The sequence below is a fragment of the Enterococcus sp. DIV1767 genome (genome assembly GCF_050542585.1).
Taxonomy (GTDB): domain Bacteria; phylum Bacillota; class Bacilli; order Lactobacillales; family Enterococcaceae; genus Enterococcus_D; species Enterococcus_D innesii.
Genome location: NZ_CP172936.1, coordinates 1,425,362 through 1,447,631, shown reverse-complemented (window position 1 = coordinate 1,447,631; position 22,270 = coordinate 1,425,362). Strand labels below are relative to the sequence as shown.

The 22,270-nt window shown below is 43.1% G+C and carries 20 protein-coding genes; 6 read left to right on the top strand and 14 right to left on the bottom strand.

The features are described from left to right. Window positions 1–3: 3 nt before the first annotated feature. From IGI78_RS06970 to IGI78_RS06935, 8 genes are all read right to left on the bottom strand, one after another. Complete coding sequence (locus tag IGI78_RS06970; RefSeq protein ID WP_195265794.1) at window positions 4–1,596, bottom strand: glycoside hydrolase family 43 protein; 1,593 nt, start codon at window positions 1,594–1,596, stop codon at window positions 4–6. Then, window positions 1,593–2,039: a DUF4064 domain-containing protein gene (locus tag IGI78_RS06965; RefSeq protein ID WP_195265792.1), complete on the bottom strand. Its 447-nt coding sequence runs from the start codon at window positions 2,037–2,039 to the stop codon at window positions 1,593–1,595. Before IGI78_RS06965 ends, IGI78_RS06970 begins: the two co-directional genes overlap by 4 nt. After that, window positions 2,036–2,953, bottom strand: a complete 918-nt coding sequence (locus IGI78_RS06960) for a pectinesterase family protein (protein ID WP_140966347.1) — start codon at window positions 2,951–2,953, stop codon at window positions 2,036–2,038. The genes IGI78_RS06965 and IGI78_RS06960 overlap by 4 nt, the downstream gene beginning before the upstream one ends. Beyond that, on the bottom strand, window positions 2,914–3,804 hold the full coding sequence (locus tag IGI78_RS06955; RefSeq protein ID WP_140966348.1) for a dienelactone hydrolase family protein: 891 nt from the start codon (window positions 3,802–3,804) through the stop codon (window positions 2,914–2,916). Before IGI78_RS06955 ends, IGI78_RS06960 begins: the two co-directional genes overlap by 40 nt. Further along, window positions 3,801–5,117, bottom strand: a complete 1,317-nt coding sequence (locus IGI78_RS06950) for a glycoside hydrolase family 28 protein (protein WP_077453825.1) — start codon at window positions 5,115–5,117, stop codon at window positions 3,801–3,803. Before IGI78_RS06950 ends, IGI78_RS06955 begins: the two co-directional genes overlap by 4 nt. Then, window positions 5,114–6,235: a glycoside hydrolase family 88/105 protein gene (locus IGI78_RS06945; protein WP_077453826.1), complete on the bottom strand. Its 1,122-nt coding sequence runs from the start codon at window positions 6,233–6,235 to the stop codon at window positions 5,114–5,116. Before IGI78_RS06945 ends, IGI78_RS06950 begins: the two co-directional genes overlap by 4 nt. A gap of 165 nt (window positions 6,236–6,400) precedes the next feature. Continuing rightward, window positions 6,401–7,078 carry a YesL family protein gene (locus IGI78_RS06940; protein WP_081118511.1) on the bottom strand — a complete coding sequence of 226 codons (678 nt, stop codon included), beginning with the start codon at window positions 7,076–7,078 and terminating at the stop codon, window positions 6,401–6,403. A 15-nt stretch (window positions 7,079–7,093) separates the two neighbouring features. Further along, on the bottom strand, window positions 7,094–8,062 hold the full coding sequence (locus IGI78_RS06935) for an ABC transporter permease (RefSeq protein WP_077453828.1): 969 nt from the start codon (window positions 8,060–8,062) through the stop codon (window positions 7,094–7,096). Window positions 8,063–8,321: 259 nt separating this feature from the next. Between IGI78_RS06935 and IGI78_RS06930 the strand changes: the two genes are divergently transcribed. Beyond that, a complete protein-coding gene (locus IGI78_RS06930) occupies window positions 8,322–9,209 on the top strand; it encodes a carbohydrate ABC transporter permease (protein WP_015509917.1) in 888 nt (295 codons plus the stop codon). 60 nt (window positions 9,210–9,269) lie between these two features. Here the strand turns inward: IGI78_RS06930 and IGI78_RS06925 are convergent, their stop codons facing one another. Further along, window positions 9,270–11,483 carry an AraC family transcriptional regulator gene (locus IGI78_RS06925; RefSeq protein ID WP_195265790.1) on the bottom strand — a complete coding sequence of 738 codons (2,214 nt, stop codon included), beginning with the start codon at window positions 11,481–11,483 and terminating at the stop codon, window positions 9,270–9,272. A gap of 162 nt (window positions 11,484–11,645) precedes the next feature. Here IGI78_RS06925 and IGI78_RS06920 point away from each other — a divergent pair, with 162 nt between their 5' ends. The 5 genes from IGI78_RS06920 (at window position 11,646) to IGI78_RS06900 (ending at window position 17,715) form a co-directional block, all read left to right on the top strand. After that, window positions 11,646–12,626, top strand: a complete 981-nt coding sequence (locus tag IGI78_RS06920) for a LacI family DNA-binding transcriptional regulator (RefSeq protein ID WP_140966623.1) — start codon at window positions 11,646–11,648, stop codon at window positions 12,624–12,626. Between the two features lie 70 nt (window positions 12,627–12,696). Continuing rightward, entirely contained in the window at window positions 12,697–14,100 is a 1,404-nt protein-coding gene (locus tag IGI78_RS06915; RefSeq protein WP_140966624.1) for a tagaturonate reductase, read from the top strand. Between the two features lie 12 nt (window positions 14,101–14,112). After that, entirely contained in the window at window positions 14,113–15,624 is a 1,512-nt protein-coding gene (locus tag IGI78_RS06910; protein WP_195265786.1) for a UxaA family hydrolase, read from the top strand. Window positions 15,625–15,644: 20 nt separating this feature from the next. Further along, window positions 15,645–17,033 (top strand): glucuronate isomerase, encoded by a 1,389-nt coding sequence (uxaC, locus tag IGI78_RS06905; RefSeq protein ID WP_195265784.1) that lies wholly within the window; start codon window positions 15,645–15,647, stop codon window positions 17,031–17,033. A 10-nt stretch (window positions 17,034–17,043) separates the two neighbouring features. Next, on the top strand, window positions 17,044–17,715 hold the full coding sequence (locus IGI78_RS06900; protein WP_195265782.1) for a rhamnogalacturonan acetylesterase: 672 nt from the start codon (window positions 17,044–17,046) through the stop codon (window positions 17,713–17,715). Window positions 17,716–17,973: 258 nt separating this feature from the next. On the opposite strand, the gene IGI78_RS06895 is transcribed toward IGI78_RS06900, so the two are convergent. The 5 genes from IGI78_RS06895 to IGI78_RS06875 all read right to left on the bottom strand — a co-directional run bounded on the left by IGI78_RS06895 (window position 17,974) and on the right by IGI78_RS06875 (window position 22,168). Then, complete coding sequence (locus IGI78_RS06895) at window positions 17,974–18,780, bottom strand: gluconate 5-dehydrogenase (RefSeq protein ID WP_005229917.1); 807 nt, start codon at window positions 18,778–18,780, stop codon at window positions 17,974–17,976. A gap of 22 nt (window positions 18,781–18,802) precedes the next feature. Beyond that, window positions 18,803–19,645, bottom strand: a complete 843-nt coding sequence (kduI, locus tag IGI78_RS06890) for a 5-dehydro-4-deoxy-D-glucuronate isomerase (RefSeq protein WP_005229915.1) — start codon at window positions 19,643–19,645, stop codon at window positions 18,803–18,805. A gap of 12 nt (window positions 19,646–19,657) precedes the next feature. Beyond that, window positions 19,658–20,656 (bottom strand): PfkB family carbohydrate kinase, encoded by a 999-nt coding sequence (locus IGI78_RS06885; RefSeq protein ID WP_430618556.1) that lies wholly within the window; start codon window positions 20,654–20,656, stop codon window positions 19,658–19,660. Between the two features lies 1 nt (window position 20,657). Further along, window positions 20,658–21,305 (bottom strand): bifunctional 4-hydroxy-2-oxoglutarate aldolase/2-dehydro-3-deoxy-phosphogluconate aldolase, encoded by a 648-nt coding sequence (locus tag IGI78_RS06880; RefSeq protein WP_195265779.1) that lies wholly within the window; start codon window positions 21,303–21,305, stop codon window positions 20,658–20,660. Window positions 21,306–21,415: 110 nt separating this feature from the next. After that, window positions 21,416–22,168 carry an IclR family transcriptional regulator gene (locus tag IGI78_RS06875; RefSeq protein WP_170924083.1) on the bottom strand — a complete coding sequence of 251 codons (753 nt, stop codon included), beginning with the start codon at window positions 22,166–22,168 and terminating at the stop codon, window positions 21,416–21,418. Window positions 22,169–22,270: the final 102 nt, after the last annotated feature.

The following is a 22,270-nucleotide window of genomic DNA, read 5'->3' as shown; positions in this document are numbered from 1 at the left end:
TTGTTAACCTTCTTTCTCTATTTTTAGGGAGCCATCATCGCGCTGATCTTTCCCTTGATACGTAAAATATTCAAAATCGGCATAGCTTCCGGCAAAGTGATCTAAATCATGGGCACTGATTCCTATGAAATTACCCGTAAAACCACCAGACAAGAACTGAATGTTTTGCTTTTTAAAGGGATGCCACGTTTGTGATTGCCGATAAAACCATTGGGCTTCTAGATAAGAACCGACTACTTTTAATCCGATCGGCTCACTTGCAGCAGCGAGGGGCAATTTATCTGGGAACAAGTGAAATTCTCCTTCACAACAGCGCAGCAACCGAAGGACCTTGCCTGCTTCTTCATCGTAGGTCACATAGAAAAACAAATAGTTTTCTTCGTTTAAGAAAAGCGACAATCCAGCCATCTGGTTAAACGTTTGGGGGTGGTATTCCATCACTGTTTCAGCTTCAAAACAAAAGTCTTGTTGGCGAATCGCTAATAAGTGCTTATGAAAGTTCGATTGCATCGATTCTCCACCGATCAATCGCAAATACCCTGGTCGCTCAGTCAGATTGCACCACTGTTCATTGGGCAGCAATCGTCTACCGTTCCATGCTTTTTGCAACGATCCTTGAAAATCATCAACAAAAACAGCAGGTGATGTCTCTTGCTTCTGAGCCTCGCTAGCGAGCCTGATGGTTTGATCTGGGATCGTATCATCATTGCTAAGACGCAGCCATCCTTCGTGATCCCAATAGACGGTTTGGAGTGCCGTCTCTCGTCCAAGGATCGCTGCCCCTGCTACTGGCCGAGTCATCAAATAGCTCATGACCCATTCTCCTGATGGCGCAATCGTCAAACTGCCATGACCTGTACATTGAAAAGGGGAATCTTCGCGCTGATAGGCACGCATCATGGGAAAATGCGGATCTACTTCATAAGGTCCAGTGATGGTCTTACTACGACAAACCGTTACCGCATGACCTGCACCCGTTCCTCCTTCTGCCGTCAGTAAGTAATAACACTCATTGTGGTAATAAAGATGCGGTGCTTCGGTCTTCGCCAGCTGGGTTCCAGAGAAAATTGGCACTCTGTCACCGATCAAGCGGCCTTGTGCTTCAGAGTATTCTTGAAGCACGATCCCCACCGATTTATTTGGCGTATCCTTACGATAATCCCAAAGCGCATTCAATAACCAGATACGCCCCTCTTGATCATGAAACAAGGACGGATCAAAGCCACTACCATTTAAGTAAATGGGCTCACTCCATGGCCCATGAATCGTAGGAGCCGTGATGAGATAGTTTCGACAGTCTTTGAAGGGACGTGTCGTGTTGCGAACATTTGTATAGACACAATAGTATTGTCCGTTTGCGTAACTGATTTGCGGTGCCCAAATGCTGCCATTTGCTGCGTTGCCTAATAAATCCACTTGATTCGTCAGAATATCTGTTTCATGGGACCAATTGACTAGATCTTGAGAACAGTAGACCCGAATTCCTGGCAACCATTCAAAGGAAGAAACCGCTAAATAATAAGTATCCTCGACTTTAAAAATACTCGGATCAGGATGAAACCCTCTTAAAATCGGATTATTGATCATTGCCTTCATGCAACCCCTCCTTGTTTGCTGACTGTGTCCGTGGTTTTTTTCTTGTGTCGGTCATCACGATGGAGAAAACAAAAACCCGCCGCTAAAAAGAAACAAAAGGCAATCGGAAAAGCGATCATTTGACTACCAATCAATGTCACGACACCAGTCAAAAAATAAAGAACACACGCTTGTTTTCGATAATTACGATAGCGAACAAGCATCGTCGCCACTGAAACCAATATCAGGAGTGCCAACAGCGTGAAGCCAAACCAAGCACCGAGTGTTTGAAATTGCGCCAATGCTGCTTCTGTTGTCATTTGCTTCAGTACAGTAGGAAACGCACTTTGAAAGATCTCTTCGAACTGCTGGACAGTCATTTGATTGATCACCAAGGAAAAGCCGCCCATAAACACCAGAGCGAGAACCATCCCGATCCAGCCAGACCATTTTGCCTTGCTCATTTTTCTATCACTCCTTCGATAGTCACCCATTCAGGACGTTGGGGACTTCTTTGGTAACAACACATTCGCTCCGTGAACGCGACCGTTTGGTGGCTTGCTGCTTTTCCCCAATCAGACCAGCCGCAAGGGACGAGCTGTTGATCAAAGCAGCAGGATAAAAAGGTTACTTTGGCGTCATTACGCCAAGGGCGACCTAAATAATAGACTTTGTCCCCTGTCACCCGACACCGATCGAAGGTTAACCCGCTTGCTTGTTTGCTAGTTGAGGCAGCAGTAATGTAGTTCGTTTGTAGTGTATTTTTACAATGCAAGCGACACTCTTCAAAGATGGCGGAACCACCGCCAAAAATAAAATCGACTGTTCCACTGATCCTGCAATGCAAAAACCAACTCTGTTGTTGGTCAAAGATTGTTTTTCGCCAAGGACTGTTCATCGGTTCGCCCTCTTTGGTATATTTTGGCAATGGTCCCAGGCACAAGGTATCTTGAAAAGCATCGAGATGACAGTGTTCGAAGCGAATGTCATCCCCTTCGATATAGACAGCAACTGCTTGCCCGACTGCTTGCCCATACCCTGCGTCATTGATGATGGTCAGGTTTTTTACAAAGACTTCTCGGCCATTGATAAAGAGCGTCGCTGTTTGAAAGGTTCCTCTTTTTTGCCCATTCTCATCGGTTTGCTCGGCAGCCAAGTGGTAGCATAAGAACGTGTTGGGTTCTGCGATCAACGTAAGCTGGTTTTTATAGATTTTCACCTGTTCTTGGTACACGCCAGAGGCGATCGTGATCTCACAAGGTGCGTTTAAGGCTTCAGCAGCCATCACAGCTGCTTGGATACTCGTAAAATCACCCTTTTGCGGGTCTTTACTAACCTTTAGCTTGATAGGAGGTGCTGTTTTAGAAATTCGATCCACTGCGCTCTCATCTCCTTGGTTTCTTCATGACCACCTGGCAAGCTGCGCGCCTGCCAATGCTCCTTGTAGCCCATTGCTTCATAATGCTGCCCGACCTGTTGATCCAAACGAGCGACGCCGCTTGAGGGGCATCCACGATCTTTTTTGCCAACCAAACTCAAACGCGGGCGTGGTACAATCTGTTTTTGGATCGCCGCAGTCGTAAAGTCTTTCAACACATTAGGAACATAATAGTAAAACCCATGTTTGCTTAGACGGTCCTCTTCGATCAATGCTTGATAGTCCACTTGTGCTGCCATGTCCACCACCACTGATATCCGTTCATCAAGCGCTGCCAACCACCAACTCATCAAGCCGCCCATGGAAAGTCCCAATGTGGCGATAGCGGAATGTTTCACTTCTTTGCGGGAAGCAAGATAGGTCAAAAACTGTTGATTGTCATAGATTCGCTGCCCCCATAACGTTTTGCCTTGCAAGAGAAATCGCTTGTAGCTATCATTTTCACCATTTTTTCGTTCGCCAAAGCCCCACATGTCGATCACCCCAACAGCGACGCCCAGCTTCATAAATGCAGCGAATAGGCTTTCCTTTTGCATATAAGGCGGACTTTGCCGAAGTTCTTCTTTCCCTATCGTGAAGTCACCGCCATGAGAATGATTGAACAAAACGAGTGGAACAGGTTGCTGAGAGCTAGGATAAGCAAAGTAAGCAGGGACATCTTCTTCTTGATTTAATCGTAGAAGTAAATGTTCCAAGGTATAATTTTGCACCTGCTCTTTTGTTTGCTGAACCACTTGTGGTGCAACTTTCATATCAGGACCTAGCAGCTGAAGTAACTGAGGATCCCTCACAAAAAATCTCCTTGAAATGCCAGAGGCTGACGATTCTCAAATGACTGTGTGACGGTGATTTCCCGACTATTCTCGATATGGAACGCTTCAGTTACGCCTTCCAAATTGATACGATCAAACTGAATATTCCGTCCACAGCCAATATAAAAGCCTTGTTTTGTCATCTCTTCGATACCTGTCATCATTGCAGGCTTTCCTGGAATTGGATGTTCAGCCATAGAGATGGCAATATCTTGGAAAGTGATATCTGAAATAAATTGTTCAGCCAAGCCATAAACAAACCCAGCGGCCGCATGGACATTCCGAGCCGAGATATTTGCAAAATGGATTCTCCGGAAATGAGGGGTTTCCTCGGTGATTGGGTACGGATTTTTATCCCAAACATACTTCTCTTTGCCTTTCGGTCCACAGAAATAGTAAAGATTTAAAGTGAATGGACAGATGACATTATCCATCACAATGTTATTCACTCGAATATCTTCGATCGTTCCGCCACGTCCACGACGGGATTTCAAACGAATCCCACGATCGGTATCTTGAAAAATACAATTACTGATGGTGACATTACGAATATCGCCGCTCATCTCACTCCCTAGAACGACTGCCCCATGCCCATGAAGCATATGGCAATTTACGATCGTGATATTCTCACAAGCGACCCGTTCTTTAGTGTCCTCCGTTCCTGATTTGATGGCGATGCAATCATCGCCAACATCGATATGACAGTTACTGATGCGGACATTTTTACAAGATTCAGGATCGATCCCATCCGTATTTGGCGAATCCGCTGGATTTTTGATGCGAAGATTATCGATCGTTAGATCTTGGCAAAGAATCGGATTGACGGTCCAACTTGGTGAATTGACAAGACGGATATCTTTCAACGTAATTTGCTGGCAAGAGTCAAAACTGATTAATTTTGGTCGTGGATAAGCAAGCTCTTCACGGTTTTGCCGAAAGGTCTTCCACCATCTTTGCCCTTGTCCATCAAGCATTCCTAATCCTGTGACAGCGATATTTTCAGCATTCTCGGCATATAAACAAGAGGCATAAACTTCCCGTTTGACCCCTTCCCAGCGAGACACGACGACGGGATAGTCTTTGGGATCATCAGAAAATACTAAGGTCGCCCCCAATAGTAGGTGCAGTTCAATGTTACTTTTTAAAAATAGCGCACCTGTCGGATAGCGTCCTGCAGAAAAAGTGATTCTGCCTCCTCCTTGTTGATGCAATTCATCAATTTTTTCTTGAATCGCTTCTGTCAACAGACCTTCTTTTCCTTGTAAATCAGCTGTAGTTAATTGGATATTCATTTCTTGCTTCCTTCCTCCGTTAGTGGTTGCAGCAGTAAACTCGCTTGTAAAAAGGCACCGTATCCTTTGAAATCATTCGTGATAACGGGTTCACTGATATAGTAAACAAACGTACCATCCCGATTATCTGGTCCACCAAGACCAGCAACTTCACAGTTTCTGATCAGATTCAACCAGCCTTCTTTTGTTAAAAAGACAAACTCATCCAGCAATCCTTGATAGGTCTCTTGGGCAAACACTTGCCATTTTTGATCGATGATCCCTGCTTTGACTGCTTTCGCTGTTGCGTAACAAATCATTGAAGAAGCGGATGCTTCTAAATAATTCCCACGCTCACTGCCTTTATCTAAGACTTGATACCACACTTTTTTCTGGGGATCTCTTACTTTAGCAAGAGCTTCTAGACAGGAGACAAACATGTTTTCTAACGAATTCTTCTGCTCTGATTCCCCTAATAGCACCATCGTATCTGCGAGTGCCATCATGAACCATCCCATTGACCGTCCCCAGAAATTTTTTGAACAACCAGTCTCAGGATCTGCCCACGGCTGGACTTTTTGTTCATCCCACGCGTGATACAAAAGACCCGTTTTTGGATCTAGGGTATGCGTAAAGCATAAGGTGAATTGCTTGATGACATCTTCCAATGCTTCTGCTTTCTCAAATTTCAGTGCGTATTCTGTTAGAAATGGGGCCCCCATATATAAGCCATCTAACCACATTTGATATGGATAGATTTTTTTATGCCAGAACCCGCCTTCGCTTGTTCTTGGCATCTGCTGTAATTGTTGATACAGCGTGTCCAAGGCGATCTTGTATTTTGAAACACCTGTTTCTTTGTATAGTAAGAATAAACATTTGCCATTATTGATGTAATCGATATTCATCGCGTCCATCTGATAATTTTTGATACGACCGTCTTCGTCAATATAAAAATCCATCGTGTTTTGGATATAGTCGAAATAACGTTTGTCACCAGTCTGTTCATAGGCTTCTTTCACGCCTTGTAAAACAACCCCGATGTCATAGGACCATTTTCCGTGATAAATTTTTTCTTTGCATAAGTAGTCATAGCGCTCAAATAACGTGTTCAAAGCAATTTCCGAATAGTTCTTCATGTACGATACTTCCTTTTATTGTAGTCTCCTCAATTCATAGAGCTGTTTCAATGAATCTGTTTTACTGGCTGTATTTCATGAGGGTTCAGCTTGTTTTGCTATTTCCAGGTGTTCTCTAGTGACCGTTTTGTTCACGAACCAGTAAAAGTCTTTGAGCCGTTTTCTTTAGATAATGACCTCATCTCCTTTACTGGCAACGGTTTGCTCCGTAGTCGATGCCGCTTTTGAAACCACCTGATCTGTTTCAATTGGGTGGATATCTTGAAGAATTTTTTTGCCAGCAAGGGCAAAAACACCACCAACTAAGCTACTCCCCATCAAAAAGAGACCGATCAAGAAATAACTGCCAAGGACTAAATAGCCAAGGATCAAAATCGTCCAACTAATGATCGAATAATGCAGATAGCCTAAACCTAACAAGGCACTCCCCCGCAGGATCTCAAGCACGGTCGCAAAGTTGGTAGCCGCCATGACGGTATACACGTGCATGAATAGAAAGAGGAACGCAATCAAAAAGAGGACATTCGCCACTTGGATAAACCATGGAAAGGTCGCAAATATATTGGTGATCACGATTGCTGCGATAATCAAAAACAACCAACTGATTAGCACCGATTGCCGGAACCGTTCTTTACTATAGTAGAAAAAACTTTTGATCAAAGGCGGTCGTTCATGAAGACGAAGCCAGCGATCATAATATTTCATCATGGCATACGACGCAGGGCCAATACCAAAGAGGATGCCTCCCAGGAGAGTCACACTTAGCCAAAGAAAGTGAAGGGCGATCAGCGTCAAAAATGCGAGTAATCCTTCGTTGATTTTCGTGATCTTTTCGATCGTCATGTGATCCCTTCTTTCTTAATAAATCCCATCTTCGCCAATTTTTTTCGCCAAACGATTGGCAAAGATGACAAGAATCAAGCCAACAAGTCCTTTAAACAGCCCAACAGCTGTCGAGTAACTCAATTGACCATTTTGAATCCCGGCGGTATAGACAAAGGTATCAAAGATTTGGGCAACCTCACGGTTCATTGAGTTCATCAACAAGAACATATGCTCAAATCCCATATCTAAGATCGAACCGATCTTTAAAATCAATAAGGTTACGATCGTCGGACGAATACAAGGCAATGTGATATGCCACATTTTTCGTAGCTTGCCAGCCCCATCCATATCCGCCGCTTCATAAAGCTGTTCATCAACATTGGTAATAGCGGCTAGATAAACGATCGTCCCCCAACCGGCACCTTTCCAAAGATCTTGGAAAATGTACATTGGACGCAACCACGTGCGACTTGTTAGAAACGGGATACGTTCGCCACCAAGACTTTCGATCATGTTATTGATCACACCACCTTCTGTCGTTAATAAAACATAGAAGATGGAAACAACGATGACCCACGACATAAAATGAGGCAAATAAATGATGGTTTGAATCCCTTTTTTCAAACGGCGATTGTTTACTTCATTTAGCATAAGTGCCAATACTATAGGAAAAGGGAAGGAAATCGTGATATTTAAGAAGAACATGATCAATGTATTGCGCATCAACATCACGAAGGTATCTTCGGTAAAGAGCCGAATAAAATGGGTGAAGCCAACAAAGGGGCTTCCTAGGATCCCCAAGAATGGTTGGTAGTCTTGAAAAGCGATGACTAACCCGCCCATCGGTATGTAACGGAAAATAAGAAAATATAAAATCCCCGGCAATACCATAATATAGAGGGCACGATTTTTTCTGATTTGCGCCCATTTTTTCTTTTTCAGCCGCAGCCGCTGTTCTTCTTCATTTAGTGGTGAGAAGTAATTATCAACTTTTGTTTCCATACTTGTTCCTCCGAATTTTTTTGATTTGATAGTCCCATGGTAGCGTGAAAAAAAGATAACGTATATAATCATTTTCTCAGCTTTGAAAAGGCATACATTTTTTAGGATTATCTCGCAGTCGAATTGGATAATCCTTTATTTATCAACGTTTGTCATGATTGTGATTTTTTTAACATGTAAAAGTGATTATATACGTTGTCCCCGCCTCATGATACGTTGGAAGTACCTATTTAAGTAAAAAAAGATGGAGGTTTTTTCTATGCAACAAACCCTGAAAAAAACGAACCGCCCGAAAAGTGAACGGGTCGTTCAAGGATTTATTATTGGCTTTCTACTACTCTTCACCTTAACGTGTCTCTTACCTTTTCTAAACATTCTCGGAAGCTCCTTTGCTTCTTCTTCTGAGATCGCAACACGAACATTTATCATTATCCCTCGTGAATTTAGCTTAAATGCTTACCGGTATATTCTCTCGACACCCACGATTTTTACCAGTATTGGTGTTTCCCTTTTTGTGACCATCGTCGGAACAGTTCTTTCAATGATCTTGACCTCTTTTATGGCCTATGCTCTTTCAAGAAAATATTTGCATGGACGCGGCATCTTCAACTTTATTGTCGTATTTACCATGTTGTTTAGCGGTGGGATGATCCCAAGTTTTATTTTGGTACAAAGCCTCGGCTTGATCGATTCTCTCTGGGCACTGATCTTACCGAGTGCGATCAGTGCATATAATATGATCATTATGAGAAACTTTTTCCAAGGAATTCCTGATAGTTTAGAAGAATCAGCAAAAATGGATGGTTGCTCTGATTGGGGCGTCTTTTTCCGTATCATCTTACCCCTTTCCTTACCATCGATTGCGACGATCTCTTTGTTCTACGCTGTTAGTTATTGGAATACTTATCAATCAGCAATTTTGTACATCAATGATTCAGCGAAATGGCCGATCCAAGTGCTCCTTCGACAAATCGTGATCGTCTCCAGCGGGATGAACGCCGATGCCGCGAGTGTCGATGTTGTCCCCCCAGCACAATCCGTAAAAATGGCCGTGATCGTCGTTGCGACGCTGCCAATGTTGATCGCCTATCCATTTGTTCAGAAGTATTTCGTGAAAGGGGCAATGGTTGGTTCCGTCAAAGGGTAACCAACAGGCAGCCAAGAAAAACGCGCTTTTTGATCGTTAATCAAAAAGCGCGTTTTTCTTTTATTCTTTGGAACGTTTGCGATACTCTCCGGGCGTCATCTGTTCTTTCTTTTTGAAAAAGCGGATGAAGTTTTGAGAGTTAGTATATTGAAGGTTAGCGGCGATTTCCTTGATCGTCATATCCGTTTCCCGCAACCATTTTTTGGCGATTTGCAACCGATAATTTTGTAAGTAATCGGCAAAATTGATGGATAATTCCTTTTTAAACACATTACTTAAGTAATTGGCATTATAATGCAACTGCTCAGCAATGCTATCTAAGGAAAGATCCTGATCGTATTGTTGGTGTACGATCAAGACCATCTTTTCAGACAAGGAGCGAATTTCTCGATCTGTTTTGGCTTGTGTCGTTTCAACGATAGGTAAAACTAACTCTTGATAGATGCTTTGCTCAACTTTGACTAAGCTGGTTTGGTTGAGCACGGATTGATAAACTTTACGACTATTTTGCAAGCTGGTATGATCTGCTCCTAAGAGTTGCCCTAGCTGAACGATACTGTTGATCAACTTAAACAAGGCGCTTTCAATCGTCAACGGATTTTTATTTTCATGGATGATTTCCCGTACAACTTCCGTGTAACTCGCTTTGATAGTCGCTAGCTCCCCACTACGCATCGCATCCAAAAAGGTACTTTCTGCTTCTCTAGGGTATTGAACGATCGCGTTATTGTCCAATTGTGCCGCAATGTCGTCAAAAAAGATAATGACTTCTTCCCCTAAATTCATTCGATAGTGCAAGGCTTCTTTGGCGTTATCAACCGCTAATTTGGTTTCTACGAGGCGGTCGTAGGATTGTGAGACCCCACAACTTATTTTAATTCTTAAATAGTCTTTTGCCGCTTGATGGATCTTTTGACAATAGGTCAATACTTGTTTTTGATCAATCGTTTTCGGAAGTTTTAATATCGTTCCTTGGGTTTCTTGACTAGAGATGATTGGCTGAAAACGCAAATTCGCCGGAATGATCTCAGAAACGAGATTCTCAATGGCAAGCAAGAAAATATCACTGGTCGCTGTTTCTCGCCCACACAAATCATCGATTTGAATCAGTAATACGGCAAAGTGTTCCGTTTCGGATACTTCATACCCAAATTGTGACAGTTTTAAGTGAATATCTGCTTCTGAGATACAGCCGCGAAACAAGTTTAATAAAAACAAGGATTCTAACTCGGGCTTTTGGTGTTCAACTTTAACAGCAAGATCATGGTTTTGATGCAAGACTTGGTCGATATCGGAAATCAATTGATTGACTTCTAATTTTTGACCTTGTTTTTTGGGCTTTAAAAGCTCTCCGATCCGATTGATGGGTGAAGTAGCCACGATCGCAATGCGATAAGATACTAATAAAAACAGGAAAATCAATAGACTACCAATCACGATCAAACCGCTTCTTAACTCACGAATTGCTTGCGAAACACTGGCTGGCGCCAGACGGATCACATGATACCACTGATTGTAATCCGATTGTGTGACCACATACTTGTTGTTTTCTTTGTCAGTGAAGATGCCATCGCCGTGGGCAGCTGCGACCATTGTTTCGTGTAAGTCAGAATCGATCACTTCACCATTATCGAAAAGTAGTTGTCCATCCGCATGAAAAATATTCAGAAAGGAATCATCATGATCTGCCACCAACTGCGCAATGGTATGGTCTTGGATTTCAGCGATCCCCAAAGCAGTGGTTTCCTGCCGAAACACAGGCAACGTCATTACCATTTTTAAATAACCGTCTTCTGGCAACCAATACAAGTAGCGTTGGTTGTCGATCAGCGCTTGAAAAGCAGCGAATTCTGTATCATCGATCTGTTTTAAGGAGCCTTCTTCGATTTTCCAATGCTGATTCAAATTCACCAATTGGTAGCTGGCGTTTTCGATCCCCATCACACCAATGTAAGCCAGTTGCGAATTGATCTCGCGCACTTGTCGATAATTCGTCACGGAAAACGGCTGTTCCATCGTATCGGAAAAACTTTGAGTACTGCTATATGTAGAAAAGGCATACTCCACCATCTGAATTTTTTGATCCAGATTTTCTTTGACTTGGTTGACCAAATTATGTTGACTTTGCAAAAAGGTTTCTTGAATGTTTTGATACGTTCGATGATAAATGACTCCACTAAAGCCGATAATTAAAGCGCTACCAATCAAAGAGACCCAAATGAAAATTTTATAGAACAAGTTGGACGTTTGATGATAGCTTAAAAAGAATTTCATAGACTCCCTCCCATTACCTAACTATCTTCTTTTATACTAGCACATCCCAGAAAAAGTTCCTATGTTATTTTGAAAAATGTTTCACGTGTGCATCCTTGGTGTATTGACATTCTCGTGGGAACAAGCTATGCTTGAATCAAGCAAAAAGGAAGAAGGTTTTCTATGGTCACGATCAAAGATATCGCCAAAGTCGCTGGTGTTTCACATACAACTGTTTCTCGTGCGTTAAACGATAGCCCATTAATTAAGCCAGAAACAAAAAAGAAGATCGCAGCCATCGCTGAATCTTTACACTATGTGCCCAATGTCAATGCCAAAAGTCTGGTGAATCAAAAATCCTATATCATTGGTCTTTATTTTTCTCATCTATCCATTGGTACTTCCGATAGCTTTTTAGTCGAAGTGATCAAAGGAATCAATGATACCCTACCATCCGAATATACTTTAGCGGTTCATGAATTATTGCAATCCGATACATTTGATGAAGAGCCGAATCGTTTAGATGGAGCGATCGTGATGAGTCAAAGTGATCGGGATGACGGCTTTATTGCTGCTCTTTCAAAGAAAAACATTCCCATCGTCGTTTTGAATCGTCAATTGCAGGATGCAACCTTGATGAATGTCACTAGTAATGATGCCCAAGGGGTCTATCAAATGATCACCTATGTGCTTGAACAAGGCTTTCGAAAGATCGCCATGATTGAAGGGATCGCTTCCTTTGGTTCCGCTAGAGAGCGTCGTAAAGGATTTATGAAAGCGATTCAAGAAAAGCAGCTTGTCTGCCCGAAAGAATACTTCGTAGCTGGCGACTACTCTTTGGAAAGTGGTCAGCTGGGTGCCCAGCAACTACTCGCTTTACCTGAACCACCTGAAGTGATTTTTTGCGCCAATGATGATATGGCGATCGGTGCGATCAATGCCTGTCATCAAGCAGGACGAAAGATCCCAGAGGAGATCGGTATCATCGGTTTTGATGATAGTTCTTTTTCTCCCTATACGTATCCCCCATTAACAACGATCCGCAAACCAGTTTATGAAATGAGTCAATTGGCAGCAACTCTGCTGTTGCAAGCATTTGCCAATCAAGTAGTTGAGAAACAACATTTCTTTGATACCTCGTTAATCATTCGTCAATCGCTGTAAGCCTCTTGTTTTCAAGAGTGCTTACGCAAAAATGTTAACGTGTGCATAACTATTTTTTAAGGAGGATTCTATGAAAAAAATTACCGAACAAACCCATCAAACTTATCCAGCCCGAGTAATTCAATTCGGGGAAGGCAATTTTATGCGGGGCTTTTTTAACTGGCAGCTGCAGCAAATGAACAAGCAAGGTCTTTTTAACGGCAGTGCCGTTGTGGTACAGCCGATCGATCACGGCTTGAAAGAGCTGTTGGCACAACAAGAAAATCTCTACACTGTTATCTTAGAAGGACTTGTCGATGGCGCTTTATCTCAAACATTTGAAGTCGTCTCCACTATCGATCAAGTGTTAAATCCTTATCAGCAATGGGAAGACTATCTTGCTTTAGCCGAAGATGAGCAACTCGAGATCATCGTTTCTAATACGACGGAAGCAGGTATTGCGTTTCACCCAGAGGATTCCTTGCACGATACCCCTCCCCACAGTTTTCCTGCAAAACTGACCGCCCTTTTGTATCGTCGTTTTCAACGACAAAAACCGGGATTTTTGATCATTCCTTGCGAATTGATCGATCGGAATGGGGAAAAATTAAAAGAGATCGTCTTACAATATGCCGCATTATGGTCTTTGGAGTCAGACTTCGTCAACTGGTTAGAAAAAGAAAACACCTTCTGCTGTAGCTTAGTCGATCGGATCGTTCCAGGATATCCTCGCGACAAAGTGGCACAATACCAAGAGATTCTTGGCTATGAGGATGCCGTAATGGTCACTGCAGAACCCTTTATGTTATGGGTGATCGAAGGAAGCGGCGTAGCTGAAAAGCTCCCCTTGCAAGAAGCTGGGTTGAATGTGATCGTGACAGAAGATATGACCCCTTACCGTGAACAAAAAGTACATTTATTAAATGGTCCTCATACGGCGATGGTTCCACTTGGTCTTTTAGCTGGTTTAGAAACGGTTGAAGAAGTAATGAACGACCGTGATTTTGCAGCCTTTTTGGATGGTCTTTTTCAGGAAGAGTTGATTCCAATGCTTGATTTGCCTAAAGCACAGCTTACAGCTTATGCGGAACAAATCAAAGAACGCTTCAGAAATCCTTATGTGAAGCATCAGCTGCAATCGATCGCTTTAAACAGTGTTTCAAAATTCCGTGCGCGTCTTCAACCAGTCTTAACTCGTTATGTCCAACAAAACCAGCAGGTACCAAAACGAATCACTGCCGCATTGGCAGGGTTACTGACTTTCTATCTCACAAGACCCTTTCAAGATGATGAGCTAGTGACAACCATATTTCAGCAAGTGAAACAATTACCAGCAGAAGAACAGATCGCCACTCTATTAAAAAATGAGCAACTTTGGCATGCAGACCTGAGCTTCATGACAGAGACGATCAATGAAATGTGCGCTTGTCTAAAACAAGACGGACCACGCCAGTTACTTGCGTCGATTGACACCCCTGAGCCAAGTTTGAAATAAAGGAGAATCTTTATGTCCACCACATTAACAGAAACGCCCGCGCAACTATTGAAATTGCACCCTAAAGACAATGTCGCAGTCGCATTAAAACCACTAGCTGCTAAAACGACCCTTGCATTTGAAGGCCAAACGATCACCCTTTTTGAGGATATTCCGCAAGGACACAAAATCGCCCTCAAAGATCTAGCACAATCACAAGACGTGATCAAATACGGCTATCCCATTGGACATCTCTTAGCTGACGTTAAAACCGGCCAATGGTTGCATACCCACAATGTCAAAACCAACCTTTCTGGTACCTTAGCATACACCTATGCCCCCGATTTGCATCCCGTCCGTTATCCAAAAAGGGCTGCGACGTTCCAAGGGTACCGTCGGGCGAATGGCAAAGTTGGGATTCGGAATGATTTACTGATCGTACCAACAGTTGGTTGCATCAATGGCATCGCAGAGATCATTGTTGAAAACTTCAAGAAGAATCATCCAGATCTTGGCACGTTTGATCATATTACGATCCTTAAACATCCCTACGGCTGCTCCCAGTTAGGCCAAGATCATCAAAACACTCGTCAAATTTTAATTGATGCGGTGCATCATCCAAATGCCGGTGGCGTCTTGGTCTTTGGCTTAGGTTGTGAGAACAACACCGTTTCCGAGTTTAAGAAAAACCTGGGTGACTACGATCCAAAGCGCGTCAAATTTATGGTAGCACAGGAAAGCGACGATGAAATTGCGGTCGGCGAAAGCTTATTAGAAGAATTACTGGAAGCAGCAAAAGAAGATCAACGAGAAGCCGTTCCCTTGAGTGAGCTAAAGATCGGGTTGAAATGTGGGGGTTCCGACGGGTTTTCTGGGATCACCGCCAACCCTTTGTTGGGGGCATTTTCTGACTTTTTAGTTTCTCAAGGTGGCAGTACGGTCTTGACGGAAGTACCCGAAATGTTTGGCGCTGAACAAGTCTTGATGGCGCGTGCACAAGATGAAGCAACCTTTGAAAAAATCCTCCATCTAATCAACGACTTTAAAGATTATTTTCTTGCTTACGGTGAACCGGTCTATGAAAATCCTTCTCCTGGCAATAAGGCAGGCGGCATCACAACACTAGAAGATAAGTCATTAGGCTGTACCCAAAAATCTGGGACTTCCGCTGTCGTCGATGTCTTAAAATATGGGGAGAAACTCCGTAAGCCAGGCTTGAGCCTGCTGGAAGGTCCAGGAAACGACCTTGTTGCCGCTTCTGCACTGGCTTCTGCCGATTGCCAACTCGTCTTATTTACCACGGGTCGCGGCACGCCATTTGGTGCCTATGTGCCGACCATGAAAGTTGCCACGAATCAAGAGATTTACCATAAGAAACCCCACTGGATGGATTTCAACGCCGGTCGCTTGTTGGAAGAGCCGATGGAGGTCGTGCTGGAAGACTTTATTCAAGCGATCATCGATACTGCCAGTGGAAAACCGACGCGTAATGAAGCCAACAACGTTCGTGAGATCGCCATCTTTAAAAATGGCGTGACACTATAATCAAAGAAAAGAGGTTCGACATGTTTTTAAATGAAAACTATTTATTGCCAAATGAAATTGCTCAAACCCTTTACCATGAATATGCCAAAGAGCTGCCGATCATTGATTACCACTGCCACCTAGACCCGAAAGAAATCTATGAGGATCGACCCTTTAAAACTATCACCGAGGCATGGCTAAGTGGCGATCATTACAAATGGCGCTTGATGCGCGCTTGTGGCGCACCAGAAGAAGCGATCACCGGCAATGCCAGTGATTATGAAAAATTTTTGGCATGGTGTCAAACAGTGCCAAAATTGGTGGGAAATCCCCTTTACAGTTGGACTCATTTAGAATTAAAACGATTTTTTGCGATCGATCTTCCCGTTACTGAAGAAAATGCCGAAACCTTGTGGACGCTATGCAACGAAAAATTGCAGCAAAAAGACTTTACTCGAAGAGCTTTGATTACTCGCAGTAAAGTCGAGATCGTTTGCACCACAGATGATCCAGTCGATGATCTTCACTATCATCACCAATTAAGCCAAACAGAACAACGTTTTCGTGTCTTGCCGACCTTTCGACCTGACAAAGCGTTACAAATCGACCATCCGAATTTTCTTGCCTATGTTACCAAACTCGAAAAGAGTGTCGAAAACGCGATCACTACCTATGATGCTTTCTTGACAGCCTTGCGGGACCGTGTAACCTACTTTCACCAACATCACTGCCGCTTGTCTGACCATGCGCTGGATACTTTAGTGTATTTTACAGACGAACAGTTATCCCTTGAAGCAATATTTGCCAAAGCATTAGCTGGGGAATCTTTGGAGGAAAACGAAGTCTCGTTCTTCAAAACCAATGTTCTAGTTGAACTGATGAAGCTGTATCACGAACATGGTTGGACGATGCAACTGCATGTCCATGCGTACCGCAACTGCAATCAACGAATGTTTGAGCACTTGGGACCAGATACTGGCTATGATGGCATCAATGATCAACCACTGACTCAAAACTTGCAGAAATTATTGAACGCTGCTGATGCGCAGGACCATTTGCCTCAAACGATTCTCTACTCCTTAAATCCCAATGACTATGATGCACTCGTCGCTTTGATGGGGTGCTTCCAGCAAGAAGGCAATAATAAATTGCAGTTAGGATCTGGCTGGTGGTATAACGACACCCGCGCAGGCATGCGTCACCAATTGACGAAATTCGCAGACGGCAGTGTGATCTTTAACTTTGTCGGCATGCTGACGGATTCAAGAAGCTTTCTGTCTTACACCCGTCATGAATATTTCCGACGCGTCTTTTGTGAATGGCTTGCTGAGGTCGTTGCACGTGGTGAAGCACCTGCTGATCTTTGTCAGTTAAAACCATTAGTAGAAAATGTCTGTTATCAAAACGCCAACAACTACTTCAAATTTTAGGAGAAAGACAATGGAAAAAATCGTCATCGTCGGTGATTCCACCGCATCGATCAAAGAGCCTAGCGCTCGTCCAGAAACGGGCTGGGGTGAAAAGATCTCACGCTATCTCCCCCAGCATCAAATCGTCAACTTGGCAAAAAATGGGCGTTCCTCCAAAAGCTTCATTGAAGAAGGAGGCTTGTTGCAGGCAAAAAAAGAACTACATGCTGGTGATTATCTCTTGATTCAATTTGGACACAACGATCAAAAAACAGATAGTCGTGGTACGACACCTGTAGAATATCAGCATAATTTAGCAACCTACGTGCAAACGGCACGCCAGCAGCAAGCGACACCGATCCTATTGACCTCGATCACTCGTTTGCATTACGTGGACCAACAACAACTTGATCCTTTGACAGTCGGTCCCTACCCAGAAGCAATGCGTGCTTTGGCTACCTCCTTGGATGTGGTCTGTCTGGATCTTTTTGCCGCAACACAACGGTTCTTTTCAGCACTGAAACCACAACAGGCGAAAACCTATTTTCTTCATTTAGAAAAAAATCAGCATCCCAATTATCCAGCCGGCGTTACGGATAACACACATTTGAACGACCAGGGTGCTACAGTCGTCGCCAAATTAGTTGCCAAATGTTTGACAAATGCTCCATTACCACTTGCACAACAAGTTCTTTTAGATTGAAACTCATTGCTCGTGTTGAATCTTCCCCTAGTATAAATACGCTACCTGATTTGAAAAAGAGCTACTCAAGCAAAACGCTGCGAAGAACATTTCCCTTCACAACGTTTTGCTTTTCCTTCTTTTTAAAAGATTTGTTTGCCATTCCTTTGCTTCAACCCATTAATCGCCAAGCTACCTTTTAAAGACCTACATTTTTTGGGTGTTGTACCATAAAAATGGGAACGATTGCAATCGTCCCCATCCTTACTATTGATTGTTTTATTCAGGTTGTTTCCCGATATATGCCAAGATACCGCCGTCTACATATAAGACATGGCCATTGACAAAGTTTGATGCCTCAGAAGCTAAGAAAACCGTTGGTCCTGCTAAATCTTCTGGCTCACCCCAACGGGCAGCAGGTGTTTTTGCTACGATAAATTGATCAAATGGGTGACGAGAACCGTCTGGTTGGATCTCTCGTAATGGTGCGGTTTGCGGTGTTGCAATATAACCAGGTCCGATCCCATTACATTGAATGTTAGCTGAACCAAATTCAGCACAAATGTTTTTCGTCAACATTTTCAAGCCGCCTTTAGCCGCTGCATAACCAGCCACTGTTTCTCTTCCCAATTCACTCATCATTGAGCAAATGTTGATGATTTTTCCATGTCCTTTTTTGATCATTGACGGTAAGACTGCTTTTGAAACGATAAATGGAGCGTTCAAGTCCACGTCAACGACTTGACGGAAGTCTTCAGCAGACATCTCCAACATCGGGATTCGTTTGATGATCCCAGCATTATTGACTAAGATATCGATCACGCCAACTTCTTCTTCGATCTGCTTGACCATTTCGTTGACTGCTTTTTCATCCGTTACATCACAGACATAGCCGTGGGCTTCAATCCCTGCTTCACGATAGTTTGCTAATCCTTTATCCACTGATTCTTGATCCAAGTTGTTAAAAACGATCGTTGCTCCTGCTGCTGCTAGTGAACGAGCGATCGTAAAACCGATCCCATAGACAGCGCCTGTCACTAAGGCGATTTTACCATCTAAACGAAATTGATCCATTGAAAAATCCATAATTGATAAACCCTCTTTCTTTTTATTTTAAGTCGTCCATAGCCACCATATCCATATCGGTATAGGTGATGTTTTCGCCACACATTGCCCAGATAAAGGAGTAGTTACTGGTTCCAACACCCGAATGGATCGACCAGCTTGGAGAAATAACGGCTTGTTCTTCACTAACCACTAAATGCTTCGTTTCATCTGGTTTGCCCATCATATGGAATACTTTTGTATCTTCATTAGCAAAATCAAAATACACATATGCTTCCATCCGACGTTCATGAGTATGGCTGGGCATCGTATTCCAAGCACTGCCTGGTTCTAAGATCGTGTACCCCATTTGTAATTGACAGCTTTCGCAAACATTTGGGTGAATGTATTGATAAATTTTCCGTTCATTTAAGGTCAAGCCCTCACCAGTCTCCATTGGTGTGACTTGATCGATACTGATTTTTACATTTGGGTATTTCTTATGTGCTGGCACGCAAGATAGATAGAATTTCGCTGGATTTGCTGGATCATCTGAGTGGAACAAGACTTGTTTGGTTTCCTTGCCGATATAGTAACCGTCTTGTTTCTTCATTGGTTCTTTTTGGCCATCGATCGTGATCGCACCGGGTCCTCCAATATTGATGACGCCTAATTCACGGCGTTCTAAGAAGTATTCCACCCCTAATTCGCTGCTTAATTGCACTTCTAACGCTTCTTCTGTCGGTGTCACTCCGCCAAAGATCATGCGATCATTGTGGGTGTAGGTCAGCATGATTTGTCCCGGTGTGAAAATTTTCTCTACCAAAAATTCTCTGCGTAATTCTTCGGTACTATAGTGACGAATATCAAGTGGACTATGGGTATAGCGTGTTTCCATGTGTTGCATGTTTTATTCCTCCTATCGGATAATTTTTCCTGAACCTGTTGTAATAAATTCTTGTATCTCATTGGCGCTAAACTGATTACAGTCGCCATGGATCGTATGCTTCAAGGCAGATGCGGCAGTGGCAAAATCAATGATTTCTTGGTCTTGTTTCTTCGTGACAAGACCATGTAGGATACCAGCTGAAAAGGCATCGCCTCCTCCGACGCGATCAACGATTGGATTGATCTCATGGGTTGCAGAAACGACATAATTGCCGTTGTGCCATAGGCTTCCTGTCAATTGATTGTGACTTGCTGAGAGCACCTGACGACTAGTTGAATAAAATAGCTGGATATTTGGGTATTTCCGATGCATTTCTTGATAATAGTAGTCATCTTCGACTTCTTCTGTTGCAGCAGGTACATCCATAAAGACTTGGGCATCTAACTGTCCTGCTGAGCAATAATCGACATAGGGGAGCACTTCTTGCAAAAAGACGCGCGCTTCAGCAGTCGTCCACAGCTTTCCACGATAATTGATATCGAAACTGATTTTACAACCAGCTACTTTCGCTTCTTTGATCAACGTCAGCAAAAGTGTCTGCCAAGTCGTTGAAAGAGCGGGCGTGATCCCTGAAAGGTGAACAATGTCAATCCCATCAAAAAGGTCAGACTGCCACTCATTTTCTATCATTTGAGCAAAGCTAGAGCCTGCACGATCATAAACCACTCGCGCTGCTCGTTCCCCGATACCGGTTTCAATATAGTAAGTACCTAGTCGGGAACCGCCACGAAGCACGTGGCGACAATCGACGCCATAGCTTCGTAAATGCTGAAAAACGGCATCTCCTAAAGCATTCTCAGGCACTTTACTAGCAAAAGAAACGCGATGACCAAAATTCGCCAAGGAGATCGCAACATTGGCTTCACCACCGCCATAATGGGCAGCAAACATCGAACTATGGGCGATTCGGTCGCCTAACGTTGTCGATAGACGCAACATGATTTCTCCTAGTGTCAGAATGTTTGCCATCTTACTTTCCTCGAATCTCTTTTAATTTTGCCGCATATTGTTTCGCTACTTCTGTTACTTTGTCAAAATCCCCACTTGCTGCTGGTGCTAACAAATTCCCCCCTACACCAACGGCTACGACACCCGCTGCAAACCATTCTTGCATGTTGTCTAAGCTGACACCACCAGTCGGCATAATGTTTAATTGCGGCAATGGCGCTTTGAAGGCCGAGATGATACTTGGGCCATACGCACTACCCGGGAATAGTTTAATGATATCTGCGCCTGCTTTTAAGGCGTCCTTCATTTCTGAAATGGTCATGCAACCAGGCAGATAAGGAATTTGATATAAATTACATAATTCAGCCGTTTCTTGGTCAAAAGTTGGGCTGACAACATATTCTGCTCCTGCCATAATCGCTAAGCGGGCGGTCACTGCATCAAGAACGGTCCCAGCACCAACGACTACCTCTGGATTCTCTTTGAAGGTTGTTACCAATTCAGCGATTACATCCGCCGCTTGAGGCACTGTAAAAGTCAACTCAATGCCGGTGATCCCCCCTGCAACGATCGATTTACTTGCTTGTAGTGCTTCTTCTTTTGAAGCGCCACGCACAACAGCGATCACACCGCTTTCTTTTAGTTTCATTAAATTCGCTACTTTTTTCATTGAGACCCTCCATTTATTTCCTATTTGGAAAACGGTATTTATTATAAAGAAACTTACACGTTTATTATACCGTTCTTGTTTTTATTTGCAAGGGCTTTCCATTAAAAAGTTTATAATGCTTGTTCAATTTGTTGTTTTGTCGCAATAATCGCATCGATCAATGTCATTTTGTATTCTGGGGTCAAGCGGTATTTCGGTAGGCTGATAGAAAACGCCCCAACGATCTCCTGATCTTTTATCAGTGAGGCGCCGATGCAATAGATTTCTTGTTCCATTTCTTCATCATCAAACGCTACTTGGTTTTCTTTTGCTTGCTCCAATTCTTTCTTCAACTTCAACTGATTTGTAATGGTATTTTCGGTATAAGCGGTTAAAGGCGTTGCTGCCAAGTACTCCTCTACTTGAGGGGTATCAAACTCCGCTAAAACGGCTTTCCCCATGGCAGAGCTATACAACGGTCTTGTGATCCCTACTTTTGAAGACATGCGAATCGTTTGATTCTGAGGCTCCAATTTATTGACATAAAGAATCTCATTGGCAGTCAAGACCCCTAAGTGGATCGTTTCATCCGCCGTTTTCTGCAATGCTTCCAAGTATGGCAAGCTGATTTCCACTAAATCAAGCTCTTGAATGTTTTGATTGGCATACTTGATCAGTTTAGACCCTAAGCGATAATTCTTCTCTTTGTCCCGTTTGACATAGCCGATCATTTGCAGCGTTTCCAATATTTTCAAAGCTGTGGATGGGGTCAGTTTCGTTGCTTCCGAAATTTCTTGCAATGGTTTACTGGGCGCTTCTGCGAGATAATCTAAAATGGTTGCTGCTTTTAGTAGTACGGTTCCATATGGTTTTTGCGTCATCATTTCTCCACCTTTATTTTCTATATAAGAAATTATAATATCTTTTTAGGAAATGCACAATCTTTTTTCCTATATATCAGTATGACGCGATTCCTATTTTACTTT

Excerpts from the sequence above, each read along its gene's own strand:
- IGI78_RS06970 (WP_195265794.1), bottom strand. The coding sequence starts at position 1,596 with ATGAAGGCAATGATCAATAATCCGATTTTAAGAGGGTTTCATCCTGAT.
- IGI78_RS06965 (WP_195265792.1), bottom strand. The coding sequence starts at position 2,039 with ATGAGCAAGGCAAAATGGTCTGGCTGGATCGGGATGGTTCTCGCTCTG.
- IGI78_RS06950 (WP_077453825.1), bottom strand. The coding sequence starts at position 5,117 with ATGAATATCCAATTAACTACAGCTGATTTACAAGGAAAAGAAGGTCTG.
- IGI78_RS06945 (WP_077453826.1), bottom strand. The coding sequence starts at position 6,235 with ATGAAGAACTATTCGGAAATTGCTTTGAACACGTTATTTGAGCGCTAT.
- IGI78_RS06940 (WP_081118511.1), bottom strand. The coding sequence starts at position 7,078 with ATGACGATCGAAAAGATCACGAAAATCAACGAAGGATTACTCGCATTT.
- IGI78_RS06935 (WP_077453828.1), bottom strand. The coding sequence starts at position 8,062 with ATGGAAACAAAAGTTGATAATTACTTCTCACCACTAAATGAAGAAGAA.
- IGI78_RS06930 (WP_015509917.1), top strand. The coding sequence starts at position 8,322 with ATGCAACAAACCCTGAAAAAAACGAACCGCCCGAAAAGTGAACGGGTC.
- IGI78_RS06925 (WP_195265790.1), bottom strand. The coding sequence starts at position 11,483 with ATGAAATTCTTTTTAAGCTATCATCAAACGTCCAACTTGTTCTATAAA.
- IGI78_RS06920 (WP_140966623.1), top strand. The coding sequence starts at position 11,646 with ATGGTCACGATCAAAGATATCGCCAAAGTCGCTGGTGTTTCACATACA.
- IGI78_RS06915 (WP_140966624.1), top strand. The coding sequence starts at position 12,697 with ATGAAAAAAATTACCGAACAAACCCATCAAACTTATCCAGCCCGAGTA.
- IGI78_RS06910 (WP_195265786.1), top strand. The coding sequence starts at position 14,113 with ATGTCCACCACATTAACAGAAACGCCCGCGCAACTATTGAAATTGCAC.
- uxaC (WP_195265784.1), top strand. The coding sequence starts at position 15,645 with ATGTTTTTAAATGAAAACTATTTATTGCCAAATGAAATTGCTCAAACC.
- IGI78_RS06900 (WP_195265782.1), top strand. The coding sequence starts at position 17,044 with ATGGAAAAAATCGTCATCGTCGGTGATTCCACCGCATCGATCAAAGAG.
- IGI78_RS06895 (WP_005229917.1), bottom strand. The coding sequence starts at position 18,780 with ATGGATTTTTCAATGGATCAATTTCGTTTAGATGGTAAAATCGCCTTA.
- kduI (WP_005229915.1), bottom strand. The coding sequence starts at position 19,645 with ATGCAACACATGGAAACACGCTATACCCATAGTCCACTTGATATTCGT.
- IGI78_RS06885 (WP_430618556.1), bottom strand. The coding sequence starts at position 20,656 with ATGGCAAACATTCTGACACTAGGAGAAATCATGTTGCGTCTATCGACA.
- IGI78_RS06880 (WP_195265779.1), bottom strand. The coding sequence starts at position 21,305 with ATGAAAAAAGTAGCGAATTTAATGAAACTAAAAGAAAGCGGTGTGATC.
- IGI78_RS06875 (WP_170924083.1), bottom strand. The coding sequence starts at position 22,168 with ATGATGACGCAAAAACCATATGGAACCGTACTACTAAAAGCAGCAACC.